The 15485-nt window shown below is 52.7% G+C and carries 17 protein-coding genes; 7 read left to right on the top strand and 10 right to left on the bottom strand.

Annotated features, from left to right (window positions below):
• Positions 1-88: 88 nt before the first annotated feature.
• Both secG and tpiA read right to left on the bottom strand, forming a co-directional pair.
• Positions 89-418, bottom strand: coding sequence for a preprotein translocase subunit SecG (gene secG, locus RSA72_RS04380; protein ID WP_332621650.1), 330 nt, complete (start codon positions 416-418; stop codon positions 89-91).
• Between the two features lie 13 nt (positions 419-431).
• Entirely contained in the window at positions 432-1223 is a 792-nt protein-coding gene (gene tpiA, locus RSA72_RS04375; RefSeq protein ID WP_332621651.1) for a triose-phosphate isomerase, read from the bottom strand.
• A gap of 275 nt (positions 1224-1498) precedes the next feature.
• Here tpiA and pilB point away from each other — a divergent pair, with 275 nt between their 5' ends.
• Genes pilB through coaE form a run of 4 tightly spaced genes read left to right on the top strand, consistent with a single transcriptional unit; the run spans position 1499 to position 5975 of the window.
• A complete protein-coding gene (pilB, locus tag RSA72_RS04370; protein ID WP_332621653.1) occupies positions 1499-3208 on the top strand; it encodes a type IV-A pilus assembly ATPase PilB in 1710 nt (569 codons plus the stop codon).
• Between the two features lie 35 nt (positions 3209-3243).
• Positions 3244-4470, top strand: coding sequence for a type II secretion system F family protein (locus RSA72_RS04365; protein WP_332621655.1), 1227 nt, complete (start codon positions 3244-3246; stop codon positions 4468-4470).
• Positions 4470-5330, top strand: a complete 861-nt coding sequence (locus tag RSA72_RS04360; protein WP_332621657.1) for a prepilin peptidase — start codon at positions 4470-4472, stop codon at positions 5328-5330. Before RSA72_RS04365 ends, RSA72_RS04360 begins: the two co-directional genes overlap by 1 nt.
• A 9-nt stretch (positions 5331-5339) precedes the next feature.
• Complete coding sequence (gene coaE, locus RSA72_RS04355; RefSeq protein WP_332621658.1) at positions 5340-5975, top strand: dephospho-CoA kinase; 636 nt, start codon at positions 5340-5342, stop codon at positions 5973-5975.
• A gap of 30 nt (positions 5976-6005) precedes the next feature.
• Here coaE and RSA72_RS04350 read toward each other — a convergent pair whose 3' ends face one another.
• From RSA72_RS04350 to RSA72_RS04335, 4 genes are all read right to left on the bottom strand, one after another.
• Positions 6006-6926 (bottom strand): DMT family transporter, encoded by a 921-nt coding sequence (locus RSA72_RS04350; RefSeq protein ID WP_332621659.1) that lies wholly within the window; start codon positions 6924-6926, stop codon positions 6006-6008.
• Positions 6927-6957: 31 nt separating this feature from the next.
• Positions 6958-7707 (bottom strand): 23S rRNA (guanosine(2251)-2'-O)-methyltransferase RlmB, encoded by a 750-nt coding sequence (gene rlmB, locus RSA72_RS04345; protein ID WP_332621660.1) that lies wholly within the window; start codon positions 7705-7707, stop codon positions 6958-6960.
• Between the two features lie 138 nt (positions 7708-7845).
• A complete protein-coding gene (gene ppnP, locus RSA72_RS04340) occupies positions 7846-8169 on the bottom strand; it encodes a pyrimidine/purine nucleoside phosphorylase (RefSeq protein ID WP_332621662.1) in 324 nt (107 codons plus the stop codon).
• A complete protein-coding gene (locus RSA72_RS04335; RefSeq protein ID WP_332621664.1) occupies positions 8153-8380 on the bottom strand; it encodes a hypothetical protein in 228 nt (75 codons plus the stop codon). The genes ppnP and RSA72_RS04335 overlap by 17 nt, the downstream gene beginning before the upstream one ends.
• A 231-nt stretch (positions 8381-8611) precedes the next feature.
• Between RSA72_RS04335 and recN the strand changes: the two genes are divergently transcribed.
• Positions 8612-10273, top strand: coding sequence for a DNA repair protein RecN (gene recN / locus RSA72_RS04330; RefSeq protein ID WP_332621666.1), 1662 nt, complete (start codon positions 8612-8614; stop codon positions 10271-10273).
• A 75-nt stretch (positions 10274-10348) separates the two neighbouring features.
• On the opposite strand, the gene RSA72_RS04325 is transcribed toward recN, so the two are convergent.
• The 4 genes from RSA72_RS04325 to RSA72_RS04310 are packed head-to-tail and all read right to left on the bottom strand — an operon-like array spanning position 10349 to position 13773.
• On the bottom strand, positions 10349-11332 hold the full coding sequence (locus RSA72_RS04325) for a CsgG/HfaB family protein (RefSeq protein WP_332621667.1): 984 nt from the start codon (positions 11330-11332) through the stop codon (positions 10349-10351).
• A 50-nt stretch (positions 11333-11382) separates the two neighbouring features.
• The gene (lpoB, locus tag RSA72_RS04320) at positions 11383-11979 is read right to left on the bottom strand and encodes a penicillin-binding protein activator LpoB (protein ID WP_332621668.1); all 597 of its coding nucleotides are present in this window, start codon (positions 11977-11979) and stop codon (positions 11383-11385) included.
• A gap of 14 nt (positions 11980-11993) precedes the next feature.
• Positions 11994-12398, bottom strand: coding sequence for a DUF1425 domain-containing protein (locus RSA72_RS04315; protein WP_332621686.1), 405 nt, complete (start codon positions 12396-12398; stop codon positions 11994-11996).
• 19 nt (positions 12399-12417) lie between these two features.
• The gene (locus RSA72_RS04310; protein ID WP_332621670.1) at positions 12418-13773 is read right to left on the bottom strand and encodes a hypothetical protein; all 1356 of its coding nucleotides are present in this window, start codon (positions 13771-13773) and stop codon (positions 12418-12420) included.
• 470 nt (positions 13774-14243) lie between these two features.
• Here RSA72_RS04310 and RSA72_RS04305 point away from each other — a divergent pair, with 470 nt between their 5' ends.
• Complete coding sequence (locus tag RSA72_RS04305; protein WP_332621672.1) at positions 14244-14798, top strand: YqgE/AlgH family protein; 555 nt, start codon at positions 14244-14246, stop codon at positions 14796-14798.
• Positions 14791-15234: a Holliday junction resolvase RuvX gene (gene ruvX / locus RSA72_RS04300; protein ID WP_332621673.1), complete on the top strand. Its 444-nt coding sequence runs from the start codon at positions 14791-14793 to the stop codon at positions 15232-15234. Before RSA72_RS04305 ends, ruvX begins: the two co-directional genes overlap by 8 nt.
• Positions 15235-15485 lie beyond the last annotated feature (251 nt).

Genomic DNA, 15485 nt, shown 5'->3' with positions numbered 1-15485 from the left:
TCAAGGTAGCGTGTCTACCAATTCCACCACCACCGCAGCTGTGACGCATTCTAGACGCATCACCTCAAAAAAGAAAGAACTAAATAAATTATTCAGCTGTTTTTGGCGCAGCTGGTGAAGTTTCAGCCGATTTCACCGGCACAGCCGGCGCGGAAGAAATTGATTTCAGGCTGTAGGCGTCTGCGGTCTGCTTTTTGGCGTAAACCGCCAGCGTCAGGCTGGTGACAAAAAACAGCGCAGTCAAAATAGCCGTCAGCCGGGTCAGGAAATTCGCCGAGCCTGAAGCGCCAAATACCGTGGCCGCGCCGCCGCCGCCGAAAGAAGCGCCCGCATCCGCGCCTTTGCCGTGCTGGACCAGAATCAAGACAATCATCAGTACGGCTAAGATTATATGTACCACCAGCACAAAAGTTTGCATGCTGAACTCCTAATTATTTTGTATTCGCAAATGCCTGCGTAATTTTATAGAAAGACGCGGCATTCAATGAAGCGCCGCCAACCAGCGCGCCATTAATGTCTGGGCAGGCAGCCAACTCTACTGCATTTTCCGGCTTGACACTACCGCCGTAGAGAATCGCCATGCTTTGGCCTACAGGCGTAATTTGGCTTAACCCTTCACGGATTTTGGCATGCATCGCCTGCGCATCTGCAGGTGACGCGGTTTTTCCGGTGCCGATCGCCCAAATCGGCTCATAGGCGACAATAATGCTTTGCCACTGCCCTTCCTGCACAGCTGGAGCAATATCGCAGATCTGCTGCAGCACAGTCTGCTCCGCCTGCCCGCTTTCGCGCTGCTGCAGGCTTTCGCCTACGCAGTAAATCACCGTCAGCCCTGCATGCAATGCATTTTTTACTTTTTCATTGATGGCTGCCGGACTGTCGCCGAAAATCTCGCGCCGTTCGGAATGGCCGATCAGCGCAAAATCAATGCCGCTGTCTTTCAGCAGTTCCGCGCTGATTTCACCGGTATAGGCCCCTGTGCCGGCAACCCGCGACAGATCCTGCGCAACCGTGCAGACGCTTCGGCTGCAGTCCTGCAGCTGCGCATGCACGCTTTGCAGGGCAATCGCAGCAGGCGCAACCGCAATATGGCATTCAGACTCTTCAATGGGCTGATCCTGAAGCAACTGCTTTAATTCCTGAACCAGCTGCCTGGCCTCTGCCCGCATGGGGTTCATTTTCCAATTGCCCACAACCCAAGGTGTAATCGCCGGACCCGACATAGATAACCTGCAGAAACTTTGATGAAAACGGGCATATTCTACACGCAATTGCAAATTTTGATGATAGTTTTACGCAGGCAATTTCAGCGGAAGAAATCCGAAGTATGGTTTTCAGGGCGATTTTGCAAAAAAACCGCGGCGATTTAAGGACTGGTTCAAGCTTTTGATCAATACTTAGCTAGTGACAACACTTTAAGATATGGTATTTTCATACAACAAAAGTATAATTTTACCATACCAATTATAAACAAACTGAAGCATAGGCATACTGAAGCATGACAGCACTACAGGGTTCTCCAAGATTTACAGGGTTTATTCGGCGCCTGGTCGAAGAAGGACAGGTATCTGCCGCAAGCATGCAGCAGGCGCTGCTGAGTGCAAAAAAAGCCAACCAGGACATTGTCCCCTATCTGATCCATGAGCTGAAGATTCCGTCGCTGACCATTGCCGAAACCATTTCAGCCGAATTCGGCGAACCGATTTTTGATATTTCAGCCTATGACGCCAATCAGATCGTCCGTGAAGATATTGATGAAAAGCTGATTACCCGCTACCGCGTTTTGCCGATTTTCAAGCACTCCAATATCCTTTTTGTGGCGACCAGCAACCCCACGCATATTGAAGCGGTCGATGCGATCCGCTTCAGCAGCAAAATGAACACCGAAACCGTCATTGTCGAGCACAATAAGCTGGAAAAGCTGATTGAGCAGAATTTTGCTGAAGACAGCACCTTTGATTTTGATGATGACTTCGATCTGGATATCGCCACAGATGCGCCTGATCAGAACAAGGAAGACAGCGAAGATGACAAAGGCGAAGAGGCGCCGATCGTCAAGTACATCAATAAGCTGCTGGTCGATGCGATCCGCATGGGCGCCTCGGATCTGCATTTTGAGCCCTATGAAAAAATGTACCGCGTGCGCTACCGTGTCGACGGCGTGCTGCGCCAGATCGCCAACCCGCCGCTGCAGCTGGCCAACCGCCTGGCTTCACGCTTGAAGGTGATGTCGCAAATGGACATTTCTGAAAAGCGCGTGCCGCAGGACGGGCGCATCAAGCTGAAGCTGTCGAAAAGCAAGGCCATCGACTTCCGCGTCAACTCCCTGCCGACCCTCTTCGGCGAAAAGCTGGTGCTGCGTATCCTTGACCCGTCCAGCGCCATGCTCGGCATTGACGCGCTCGGCTATGAGCCGGAGCAGAAAGCGCTGTTCATGGAGGCGCTGGATAAACCGCAAGGCATGCTGCTGATCACCGGCCCAACCGGTTCCGGTAAAACCGTATCGCTGTATACCGGCCTGAATATCCTGAACCGTGAAGACACCAATATTTCAACTGCCGAAGACCCGGTCGAGATTAATTTAGAAGGTGTGAATCAGGTCAACGTCAACAATAAGGTCGGCCTGACTTTCGCCGCTGCCTTGAAGTCTTTCCTGCGCCAGGATCCGGATATTGTCATGGTCGGTGAGATCCGGGATCTGGAAACCGCCGAAATCGCCATTAAAGCGGCGCAGACCGGCCATATGGTGCTGTCCACCCTGCATACCAACAGCGCGCCGGAAACACTCACCCGCCTGCGCAACATGGGCGTGCCCTCATTCAATATCGCCACTTCAGTCAATCTGGTCATTGCGCAGCGCCTGGCCCGCCGCCTCTGCCCGCAGTGCAAGCAAGCCGTAGAAATTCCGCAGCAAAGCCTGCTGGAAATGGGCTTTACTGAAGAAGATACACAAAATCCGGAATTTCAGGTTTACCAGCCTGCAGGCTGCCCGGAATGCCGTGAAGGCTATAAAGGCCGGGTCGGCATTTATGAAGTAATGAAAGTGACGCCGGAGATTTCCCGTATTATTATGGAAGACGGCAACGCCATTCAGATTGCCGATGCTTCGGATAAAGCCGGATTCAACAATTTACGCCGTTCGGGTTTAATTAAGGTTATGCAGGGGGTGACTTCGCTTCAGGAAGTCAATCGCGTAACCAGTGAATAATTGCTGCACTTAATATTTAAAATAAGGATAAAGTCATGGCTGTGAAAAAAGCGCAGATGATGCCAACCTTCAGTTATGAGGGGGTAGACCGCAAAGGGGCCAAACTTAAAGGGGAATTGCCGGCGCGCAATATGGCTTTGGCCAAAGTGACATTGCGCAAGCAGGGCATCACCATCAAGAGCATCCGGGAAAAGCGCAAAAACATCCTTGAAGGCCTGATGAAAAAAAAGGTGTCGACATTAGACATTACCATTTTTACGCGCCAGCTTGCGACCATGATGAAGGCCGGCGTGCCGCTGGTGCAGGGCTTTGAAATTGTTGCGGAAGGCCTAGAAAATCCGTCAATGCGCGAAGTGGTGCTGGGCATCAAAGGCGAAGTGGAAGGCGGCAATACCTTTGCCGGCGCCTTGCGCAAGTATCCGCAGCATTTTGACAACCTGTTCTGCTCTTTGGTGGAATCCGGCGAGCAGTCCGGCGCGCTGGAAACCATGCTGGACCGTGTCGCCATCTATAAAGAGAAAAGCGAACTGCTGAAGCAGAAAATCAAAAAAGCCATGAAATACCCAATAGCCGTTATTGTGGTTGCTGTTATTGTCACCATTATCCTGATGGTGAAAGTAGTGCCGGTTTTCCAGGATCTATTTTCTTCATTTGGCGCAGACTTGCCGGCATTTACCCAAATGGTAGTCAATATGTCTGAATGGATGCAGAAATACTGGTTTATTCTAATCATCGGAATTGCAGCAGTGATTGCCTGCTTCTTAGAAGCCAAAAAGCGCAGCAAAAAGTTCCGCGACTTTCTGGATAGAGCAGCGCTTAAAGCGCCGATCTTCGGCGATCTGGTGTATAAAGCCATTATTGCGCGCTACAGCCGTACTCTTTCTACAACCTTCGCTGCCGGCGTACCCTTGATTGACGCGCTTGAATCTACTGCAGGCGCAACCAACAATGTGGTTTACGAAACAGCAGTGCTTAAAATCCGCGAAGATGTCGCCACCGGCCAGCAGCTGCAGTTCGCCATGCGTGTCACCGATAAGTTTCCGTCTATGGCAGTGCAGATGGTTGCAATTGGCGAAGAATCCGGCGCGCTGGATGCCATGCTGGATAAAGTGGCGACCCATTATGAAAATGAAGTCGACAATGCCGTTGATGGCTTAACCTCCATGATGGAGCCTTTAATTATGGCAGTATTAGGCGTGCTTGTCGGCGGCCTGGTGATTGCCATGTACCTGCCGATTTTCCAAATGGGTTCTGTGGTTTAATGCAAGATTTGATTCAATATTTTATTTCCACTCCGGCAGCGCTTTATATTGCTGTCGGGCTGCTCAGCCTGTGCATCGGCAGCTTCCTGAATGTGGTCATTTACCGGACCCCGAAAATGATGGAGCAGGAATGGCGCACTGACTGTCAATTGTTTCTCCATCCTGAACAGCCGCTGACTGAAGCCAGCAAAATCACCCTGAGCAAGCCGAATTCGGCCTGCCCCAAATGCCACAGCCCGATCCGCTGGCACCAGAACATTCCGGTCATCAGCTGGCTCCTGCTCCGCGGCAAGTGCGCTGCATGCCAGAACCCGATCAGCAGCCGCTACCCGCTGATTGAATTGCTGACCGCCGCCTGCTCTTTAACCGTTGTGGCGGTTTTTGGCCCTACTGTGCAAATGCTGTTCGGATTGATTCTGACCTGGGTGCTGATCGCCTTAACCTTTATTGATTTTGACACCCAGCTGCTGCCGGACCGCTACACCCTGCCCCTGGCTGCCTTGGGCCTGGGCATCAACAGCTTCGCTGTTTACACTTCTCCGGCATCAGCCATTTGGGGCTATATCATCGGCTTCCTCTGCCTGTGGATTGTCTATTACATCTTTAAAATCGTGACCGGCAAGGAAGGCATGGGCTACGGCGATTTCAAGCTTCTCGCCGCCTTGGGCGCCTGGATGGGGCCGCTGATGCTGCCGCTGATTGTGCTGCTGTCCTCACTGGTCGGCGCCATTATCGGCATCATCCTGCTGAAAATCCGCAAGGAAAACCAGCCCTTCGCTTTCGGGCCCTATATCGCCATTGCGGGCTGGATCGCTTTCCTCTGGGGCGGGCAGATCATGAAAATTTACCTGAGTCAGTAAGGAGCCGACATGGCATTTGTAGTGGGCTTAACCGGCGGCATCGGCAGCGGCAAATCAGCGGCCAGCGCATGGTTTGAATCGCAGGGCATTGCCGTGGTTGATGCTGATGTGGTTGCGCGCGAAATTGTGCAAAAAGGGCAGCCTGCCCTCGCGCAAATTCAGCAGGCTTTCGGCGGTTGGGTATTGCTGGACAATGGCGAACTCAACCGGCGCGCGCTGCGCGAGCATATTTTTAAAGAACCTGCGGCGCGCAAGGTGCTGGAAAGCATTACCCATCCAGCAATCCGCAGCACGATCATCCGGCAGCTGCAGCAGGCAGCCAGCCCCTATGTTCTGCTGGCCTCTCCCCTGCTGTTTGAAACTAATCAGCATGAGCTGGCGCAGCGCAGTTTGCTGATTGACGCTTCCGAAGAGCTGCAGGTTCAGCGGGCTTCGCAGCGCGACGGGCAAAATGCTGAACAGATCAAAAAGATCATTGCGGCGCAAATGCCGCGCGCGCAGAAACAGCAGCGGGCCGATGATATTGTGCTGAATGACGGCCATTTGGATCATTTATACCTGCATCTGCAGCCTTTGCATGAAAAGTATCTGGCTTTGGCAGAAAAAGCCGCCAGCCCTGCTGATCAGTTCGGGCTTTTACAATAAAGCCCTGCTCTCCGGCCGGGATCAAACCGATTAAGAGCGCTGTTTTTTCCGGTCAATTTTCTGCTGCAGCGGATCCTTATGCATCAGCCAGCGCCACGGCTGCAGCGCGCCAACGCCCATTCCGATCAGGCCGAAAATCATGGCATGGCTCAGCGGCTCATGCAGCAGCGGCACCGCTAAAATGGCGGCGATAAAAGGGGCTAAGGTTACAATGCTTCCGGTTTTAAAAGCGCCCAGGCGCTTAATCGCCTCAGCATAGGTTAAAGTCGCTACGATCACCACAAATACGCCATGAAACACCACCTGCCCAACCAATTGAAGCGGCTGAACATTCGCTAAGGTTTTGGGTAAAAACAGGACATAGATTGGGACAAAGACAATCGCCGCCCAAATTGCCACACCCGCCATAGAATGCCATGCAGACAGCTTCCATTGCCTGAGCAAAACGGTAAATGTCCCCCACAGCACAGCGCTCACAAAAAACAGGCCATCGCCTAAACTAAAAGCGACGCCCGTTTCTTGATACATCAGCCCGCTCATGGCCGTCAGTGCGAGCAGCATAATGCTGAGGCTGATCCAGGTATGCCGGTCAAAGGGCTGCCGGAATAAAAAATAGCCGGCTAAAGCGGTGCAGAGCGGAATGCAGCCATTCAGAAAAATAGCGGCATGCGCTGCAGGAACATAATGAAAAGCGCTGTAGGCAGTGATGCAGTAACAGACCCCGCCAATCATCGCCAAAATGAAAGGCTCTTTTTTCCACAAAAAGGCGGTATCTTTTTTATAAATCAAGATCGGCATTAAAATGCAGAAGGCCAAGAGAAAACGCAATGCCGCAATGTCCCAGGCGCCAATGCCCCAATTGGCGCTCAAGCGGGCTGTCAGCGTAAATCCCCCCCAAATACACATCGTGATGGCGATAAATACATAGCCTTGTTTTTGAGGGATCATCATTTGCTTAAACTGGGTCTAAAATTTAAAAATCTTACACATTGCGCTGGCGGCAGGCCTCATACAGCGCCATGCCGGTAGCTACGCTGACGTTCAGGCTCTGCAGGTTGCCGGCCATAGGAATATAGACCTTCTGATCGCATTGCGCCTGGGTAATTGGACGCAGGCCGGTATCTTCCGCGCCCATCACCACGCATACGGCAGTGCCGGTAAAATCAAACTGCTGAATCGGCAGCGCCTGCTCATCCAGCATGGTGCCGACCACGCGCACATTAAACTGCTCTTTAATCTGCCCCAAAGTGCGCGCCAGATTGGTCACTTGAATGAATTTCACTTTTTCCGCGCCGCCGGCCGCAACTTTGCGCGCTGTCGGCGTCAGGCTTGCAGAGCGGTCACGCGGCACAATTACCGCTTCTGCGCCCATCGCCGCTGCGGTGCGGATGCATGCGCCCAGGTTATGCGGGTCAGTCACCTGATCCAAAGCCAGCAGCAGAGGCTGCGCCGATGCCTGCAGCAGATCTTCCAGATCCTTTTCATTCAGGACCGGATGCGCGCGCACCGCCGCCACAACGCCCTGATGGAACGGCAGGCCTGCCAGCTTTTCCAAAGTATCGCGGCTGGCTTTCTGCACGCTGACGCCGAAAGGCTCCGCCAGCTCAAAGATGCGCTGCAGGCGCTGATCTTCACGCCCCTTCAGCGCAAATAAGGTTAAAACCCGCTCAGGCTCAAGCTCCAGCAATGACTCCACAGAATGAACGCCATAATAATATTCAGGTTTTGCCATGAACGACCTCTAACTTCAATTGACAATTCAAAAGAAAAATCCTGTAAAGCCAGCTTTACAGGATTGATGCTTAGCGCCTAGTTTAACTGATTTAGCCTGAAATTTCCCTGCCTAAGTCAGCTCACGCGCAGGAATAACTCAGCCTTCCAAATGGCAGACATAATCCAGCACTTCATCGGTCTCAATTTTAAAGCGGCTGTTGCCCGGCACATAGAACGACTGGCCCGCGCGGAACAGTTCGCTTTCTTCGCTGTCTGCAACCTGCACGCGGCATTCGCCGGAAATAATTTCCATGCGCTCAGGAACATGCGTTTCAAAAGTCAGCGCTTGCTCAGTCGGCAAAATCACGCCCAAGGTTTTTTTAGTGCCATCTTCAAACTGCACCGTATGGCTAATGCACAGGCCGCCGAAATATACGTTTGATTTTTTGATGACTGATACATGATCAAACTGAGCTGACATGCGTATTTTCTCCAGATAAAGCATATTTATAATGTTTAGATTGAAGCAGTTTAATTGCGCTGCCGCAACTAATCAATCCATGTTTGCGGCGGATGAATCCGTCCTTGGCAGTGTCTCCGCCAGCCCTGCGCTGCGCGGATAAGCAGCATGCCGATGCCGCCAGCATCGAGTCTAAAACAACTGCCGCTGCTGCACAATTTTCTTTTTGCATCTCATCGACTAAAGTTAGGCCAAGGGCGCGCTGCAGCGCTCAGGCTTCACGCCAGCCTGCGCAAACGCCTTGCGCTTTTTTGCTGCCCAGCGCAGCATGAAATTGCATGTTCAGGCGGAAATTAAGATAGAATTGCGCTGTTTACGGTCACCAAACAATAAAAACCGTCTTGTGGCAATAACAAAACTTGTCTATCTTAAACTCAAAACTCTTCGCAGCCCGGATGCGTTTATGCTGACACATTTAACTCTGATCAATTTTGCCTTAGCTGACCATTTAGCCATTGATATTGAACAAGGTTTTAACGTTTTAACCGGTGAAACCGGCGCCGGGAAATCCCTGCTGCTGGATGCGCTGTCAGCCTGCCTGGGCGAGCGCACCGACACCAGTTATGTGCGCTTTGGCGCAGACAAAGCCGATGTCACCGCAACTTTCAGCTATCAGGACGGTTCGCCGGAAGCGCTGTGGCTGCAGGCGCAGGAGCTGGATGATGAATCCGGTGAAATACTGCTGCGCCGGGTGATTTTCGCCACAGGCCGCAGCAAAGCCTGGATTAACGGCCGCCCCAGCAGCCTGGCGGAATTAAAGGAAATTGGCCGGATGCTGGTGCAGCTTTACAGCCAGCACAGCCAGCAGCAGCTGCTGGAACCGCCTTATCCGCGGCGCTGGCTGGACCGCTACAGCAACTTCCATGCGCCCGCCCAAGCCGTGCGCGATGCCTACAGCGCATGGCAGAAAAATATCCGCCAGCATCAGGCCGCGCTGGATGCGCAGGCAACCCGCAAGCAGCGCATGGATACCTTAGAGCTGCAGCTGGAAGAGCTGGAAGAGCCGGTGCAGACCGACTATAAAGAGATTGAGCAGGAGTTTGACCGGCTCAGCCATCATGAGCACATCATGCAGGACTGCAGCAGCAGCTTAGCGGCTTTGGATGATGCCGAGCAGAATATCAATCAGGAAATTTCCTCCATCTTGCGGCGCCTGGAGGCGCATGCAGGCCGCAGCGGGCAGCTGTCCGAAATTTACACTTCGATGCTGAATGCGCAAAGCGAACTGGAAGATGCAACCGCCAGCCTGCGCCAGTTCATGGACCGGCAGAGCTTTGACCCTGAGCGCATGGAAGCGCTCAATTCACAGCTGGAAATTTTCCACCGCCTGGCGCGCAAATACCGCACCCAGCCTGAGTCGCTGAAAGAAGAATATGAAGCCTGGCAGGCTGAACTGCAGCAGCTGCATGCGCTGGAAGATCCGGAAACCTTGGCGGAACAGGTTGAAGCTGCCCATCAGGAGTTTTTAGGCAAGGCGCAGCATCTGGATCAAATCCGCCGCGAAGCAGCCGCGCCGCTGGCCAGGCAGCTGACCGGGCAGGTCAAGCAGCTGGCGCTGCCGGAAGCCTATTTTGAATTTAAGTTTGAAGCGCTGGATGAGGCATCCAGCGAAGGCCTGAGCTTTATTCAGCTGCTGTTCAGCGCCAACAGGGGCATTCCGGCGCAGCCTTTGGCCCGCGTGGCGTCCGGCGGCGAGCTGTCGCGGATTGCCCTGGTCATGCAGGTGATGAATGCTGAAAAAACCGATGCGGAAATTCTGGTGTTTGATGAAGTTGATGTCGGCATCAGCGGCGGCACGGCAGAAATGGTCGGCCGCCTGCTGGCCAGCCTGGCGCAGCATGTGCAGATCCTGTGCATTACCCATCAGGCGCAGGTGGCCGCGCAGTCTGACCAGCACCTGCTGGTGCAGAAGCAGCAGACTGACCCGGCCAGCAGCGCCATTATCAAGCTGCAGGAAGACGGGCGCATTCAGGAACTGGCGCGCATGACCGGCGGGGTTGAAATCGGCGAAACCACGCTGCAGCATGCCCGGCAGCTGCGCCAGCTGAAGTTTCAGAATGCATGAAAAAAGCCGGCAGATGATCTGCCGGCTTTTCACTGCAGCCTGAACCGGCTGTATTCAGTTCTATTGAAGCAAGGCTTACCACTGCACCGGCTTTTCGCTCGATCCCGGCGTCATCTCATAGGTTGGCGTAAAGCCTGCATTCAGGCTTGAAGATGATGCCGGCTGCAGCTTCATTCCCGCCAGCACTTCCTGGCTTAAGCCCTGCGCAATTTTATCCGCGCTTGAATCATTCAGCGAATTATTCAGCATGTTTTGCACGGCGCTGTCCGCAAGGACGCGGTTGAATGCGCCCGAAGCAGCCACTTTGCCGGTATTGGCTTCGATCACGCGCCAGGTTAGGCGCACCTGCTCTGCGCCCTGATTCATCCCATACATCTGCTGGCCGCTGGCCGCTGAAATGTCATTGATGCGCCCCACCAGCAGATAGTCTGCGCCGACTTTCTGGCCGATGCGCGCCAGTTCCTGCGGAGCGCCATCCCATTGCAGAAACTCGTTTTCAGACTGCATTTCGCTTAAATAATGGCGGTCAAGCAGGCTCAGCTGCCCGCTTTGCGCCAAATACACGCCCAGCTGGTCAGACAGTTCCGATGCGAAATCCTCAGCCGAATCGACCTGGGCAGAGCGGTTATTCTTTTCATAGAACTGGAACGGCATCACCGCGATGCGGCGCAAATGCTGATCCTGAACCGATGACTGATACTGCACCACATGCGCGCGCACTTTGGCGCGGTAATGGCCTTTTGACCCTGCTACGCTCAGCACCTGAAATTTAGTGACCGATCCTGAGCCGGCGCTGTCCACGCTGAACACCGGGGAAACTTTGCCGCTATAATTCCACTGATTATTGGAAACCGACATGCTGACAGTTTCTTCATAGTCTGTCCGTGAAGATACGGTCGCGCCATTCACCGACTGCACTGCCACCAGCAGGGCTTCTGAAATAGCCTGATGCTGCGTCGCGCCGCTGCCTGAAGCTTCTTTGACGACTTCCTTTAATGCAGCGAATGCCGAACTGGCCGTACACCCTGCAAGCAGCAGGGCTAAAAGTAATTTATTCATTCTTATGATCTGCTTAAGCAGCTGCGCGGGCGCGCAGCTGCGGATTGGAATTACAGGCCGAATGCCGAGCGCTTCGCTGACTTGCGGATTTCTTTTTCACTGGTCCATTCCACAATGCCGGTCTGCACATTCTGCAGCTTCAAAGTGAATTTGTAGTACACATCGCTTTTGCCGCCGGAGTTTTTCACAATGCTCGACAGGTTGCCGTTCAGCATGTATTCAGCGCCAATATGCCCGCCCGCTTTAACCGACGTCGCCTGATTCACCATGCCGCTCTGCTTCTGGTAGGCCAACTGCTGCGCCAGCGCATTTGCGGAAGTCATGTCGACAAAGCGGAATTTGCCGGAATTGATCAGCTTGTTCTGAATGGTGTCGGTAATCGACTCGGTATCAATATGCTCCTGGGTTTTATTGCGGATGCGGTCCACAAACATCACCGGGCGGCGGTTCTGCGTCAGCTGGACAATCACCGGGAAGGTCAGCATATCGTCCACCATTTTGTCCGCAATCATCTGCAGGTCGGTAGAGCCGAAATCTTTAGTCAGGGTTTCAACTGCCTGCGCATCGCCATAGCCTACCTTGGTGGAAGCGCAGCCAGTCAATACTGAAGCAGCCAGAACCGCGGCTGAAGCTAATTTTAATTTCATGGAACTGATCCTTATTAATCTTTTCTTAAATAAACAACGACATCAACCGCGGACGGGTTAGGCGCAATGGATTGAACGGTTTTGACTTCACGGCCGGTCAGCTGAATCGGCTTCCAGCGCGAACCTTCTGGGTTCACTTCAAAGCCGCTGGCATCGACCCAGACAATTTTGTATTCAAATGTGCGGCTGACAAACCAGCGGTCTTTAATCGCAATCGAAGCTTTTTTCAAATCGCCCGCATAGCCCATATTGATGCGGTCCACGGCAATCTGCGTAACCAGCTTCGGGTTATTGCTGACGGTTTTCACGCTGTAGCTGCCATCGGCTGCCGTCTGGGTCGACAGTGAGTTTGGCGCAGTGCAGCCAATCAGCGCTGCGGCCAGCAGGCCGGCCGCTGCCAGTTTCAAATTCATATTCATCATTGCACTCTTTTTTAAATTAATGGGTTACAGCGCTTGAACTGGCTGAAATTTTATTGTTTACGTCACTGACATAGACAAAAACAGTTTGATTCGGATTGGCTTCAACAGTAATGACCTCGCTGGCGGACTGCAGCCCGATCACCTGCAGGCTGTGCTTGCCGGGACTCACATCAAAACGCGCAGCCTGCGTATTGCTGGGCAGCGTTGACCATGCCCTTAAGTCGGCGCGCTCGGTTGCCACATTCATTAAATTTCCAGCCAGCTGGCCTAAGGCGCCCAATTGCTGGCCCAGCTGCTGCTGCGCGGCGTATTTGGCCGTGGCGCGCACAACCTGGCTGGTGACGGTATTTAAAGTCTGCTCCTTCAGGCTTTTCACCGCCAGCGCGCCAATATCGCTGACCAGATAGCTCTGCTGCGCCGGCCGGCTTCCCAGCTTGATTTTCAGGCTTTGCGGCGGCGCATAGGTGCTCGGCTCATAGCTTGCAAAGGCGATATTGATCAGCCCGTTCGGCATCGGGAAAGCCAGCTTGTTTTCAATTTTCTGCGGCACAATGCCCTGCTCAATGAACACAATGACCGGTACGGATTTCGCATTGCTGTTCACGGCTTTATCCACGCGCGCTACGTCTTTGGCAAAGCTTGAACTGCCCTGCAGCTCATAGGCTTTCTTGAAGTCAACCAGAGCGCTGTTGTAGTCGCCGGTAGCTTCCCACAGATTGGCCGCCATGTAAAAAGCATAGCCGTTCTGATAGGTATTTTTGATCCGGCCGGCAATCGGGTCTAAGCCTGCAAAGGCCTCATCTAAAGCCGAATAGTCAATGCTGGAAGCGGAATTCTGCTTTTCTTTTTTCTTTTCGAACTCTTTTTCGTGCTCCAGCTCAATTTCACGCTGAATGCCCTGCGCAATGCGCATTTCCACGCCGGCAGCTTCCGCGTCATTTAAAAAGATGTAGTTCTTGGCCTGCGAAATATGCGCCAGCACCTGCTCATATTGCGGCACCAGATAAGGCACCACGGACTCATTGCTGACCATCGACAGCGCCTTAAAGCCCACACGCGTCATGCTGATTTTGCTGCGGTTATTTTGCTTATCCAGCAGCTCAAAGGCTTTTTTGTAGGCATCCAGGCTGTCCTGATAGTTCTGATTCACCTGCAGAATCCGCGCCTGTTCCAAATGATACAGCACAGCATCTTTGGAATTTTTCTTGCTTTCAAACTTGGCGGCGGCGGATGAAGTCAGTTCCGCATTTAAAGAACTTCTGAACAGCGCCCCATCATCTTCATAAGTTCCGAACACGCCCGCATTGGCCTGCACAGCCGCCAGGGAAGCCACGCACAAAGCAGCAACATTCATGTAAGTTTTAGTACGCATAATGCATTATTTTAGCCAATGTCGCGCATATGATACAAACAGAAACAATTCAGGTCAAAGAAATATCTTCCTGTAAAACATATGATTATTTTTATTTAATTAAGCTCTGCTGCACATTTTCAGGCAAAGCAGCCGAAAAGCCGCCGCAATGTAAACTTTTATTAAAAGCCCCCCATGTTCATGCTCTTACTTATGTGATTTCTGCCTCAAGCCGGCGGCGCCAGGACAATAAAAAATAACCGCAGCGGATAATTCGTTAGAGAAATCCGCAAAGTCAATGCTATAGTCTAATTAAGCTCTGGACAGAGCTGACACTCTACAAAATTTAAAAATACTTTTGAAAATGCTTAGGGTCTGTTGACAATTCGCCTCTGTATGCAGCACGGACGCTTCACCGCCCAATTTTAGCCGGCAGCCTCGGCCATTCATGCATTATCAGCAGCCCCAGACTCAAGCCCGGAGAAGCCTAGGTGAGCAAACAATATCTGACGCATCGCTGCCTAATTGCTCCGCCAGATATGCAAGATGAATTTTTTGCAAATACGGTCATTTATTTGGCCCGTCACGATCAGGACGGCGCGCAAGGCATTATCATCAACCGCCCTTCAAGCATTCAGATTAAGGAACTGCTGAATGACCTTGAAATTGACGCAGACTATGTGCATCCGCATGCGGTGCTGCAAGGCGGCCCTTTGCGGCCGGAAGCCGGCTTTGTCCTGCATACCGGCCAGCCGACATGGCACTCCTCCATCGCCGTGGGGGAAAATGTCTGCATTACCACCTCTAAGGATATTCTCGATGCAATTGCGCACAATGAAGGCGTGGGGCGCTACCAGATTGCGCTAGGCTACGCCAGCTGGGCCAAAAACCAGCTGGAGGAAGAAATTGCCCGCGGCGGCTGGCTGATTTGCGAATCGGACATGGATTTGATTTTCAATTTGCCTTACCATGACCGCTGGGATGCCGCCTATAAGAAAATAGGGGTAGACCGCATTTGGTTATCTTCTGAGATTGGACATGCCTGACTTAAATGCGCCGCAAATGATTATGGCGTTTGACTTCGGTACGCAGAAAATGGGCATGGCCGTGGGCCAGTCCATGATTGAAAGCGCCAGCCCGCTGGCGCTGCTGCCGATGAAGGACGGCATTCCGAACTGGGATCAGCTGCTGAAAATCGTCAAGCAGTATCAGCCGGACTTGTTTCTGGTGGGCCTGCCTTTGAATATGGACGACAGCGAGTCCGAGCTTTCCGCGCGGTCGCGCAAATTTGCCCGCCGCCTGCGCCATCAGACCAATATTGCAACCCTGATGGTGGATGAGCGCCTGACCACCCGTGAAGCCCGCGGCGAACTGGAGCACTACCAGTCGCAGGGCCGCGGCAAAAAACTGGCCGCCGACAGCGTGGCCGCCGCCTTATTTATTGAAAGCTGGTACCGCAATCCAGAAGGCCTCACGCCATAATTGCGGCCTTCCGCCATTCAGGGCTGCAAAGAAAAATAATCAATTCATCCACTAAAAATCCGCCCGGTCCGCGCCTGCAAAGCCTCAATGCGCAGCCGCGGAAATATCGCTATTTAAGAAATCGGCTGCGAAAATAAATCAATGCCTCAGTTTTCCGCAGCGCTTATCACAATATACTGAAATTCAATAAAATTTTATAATTTCCGCATAAAAGCCCAGCACAGCGCCGCGCATTTTGTTATAAAGTTACC

The organism is Acinetobacter sp. (genome assembly GCF_036659555.1).
In the GTDB taxonomy this organism is placed as follows: domain Bacteria; phylum Pseudomonadota; class Gammaproteobacteria; order Pseudomonadales; family Moraxellaceae; genus Acinetobacter.
Note: the sequence above shows the minus strand (reverse complement) of the source record. Positions and strands in the feature narration are given on the sequence as shown.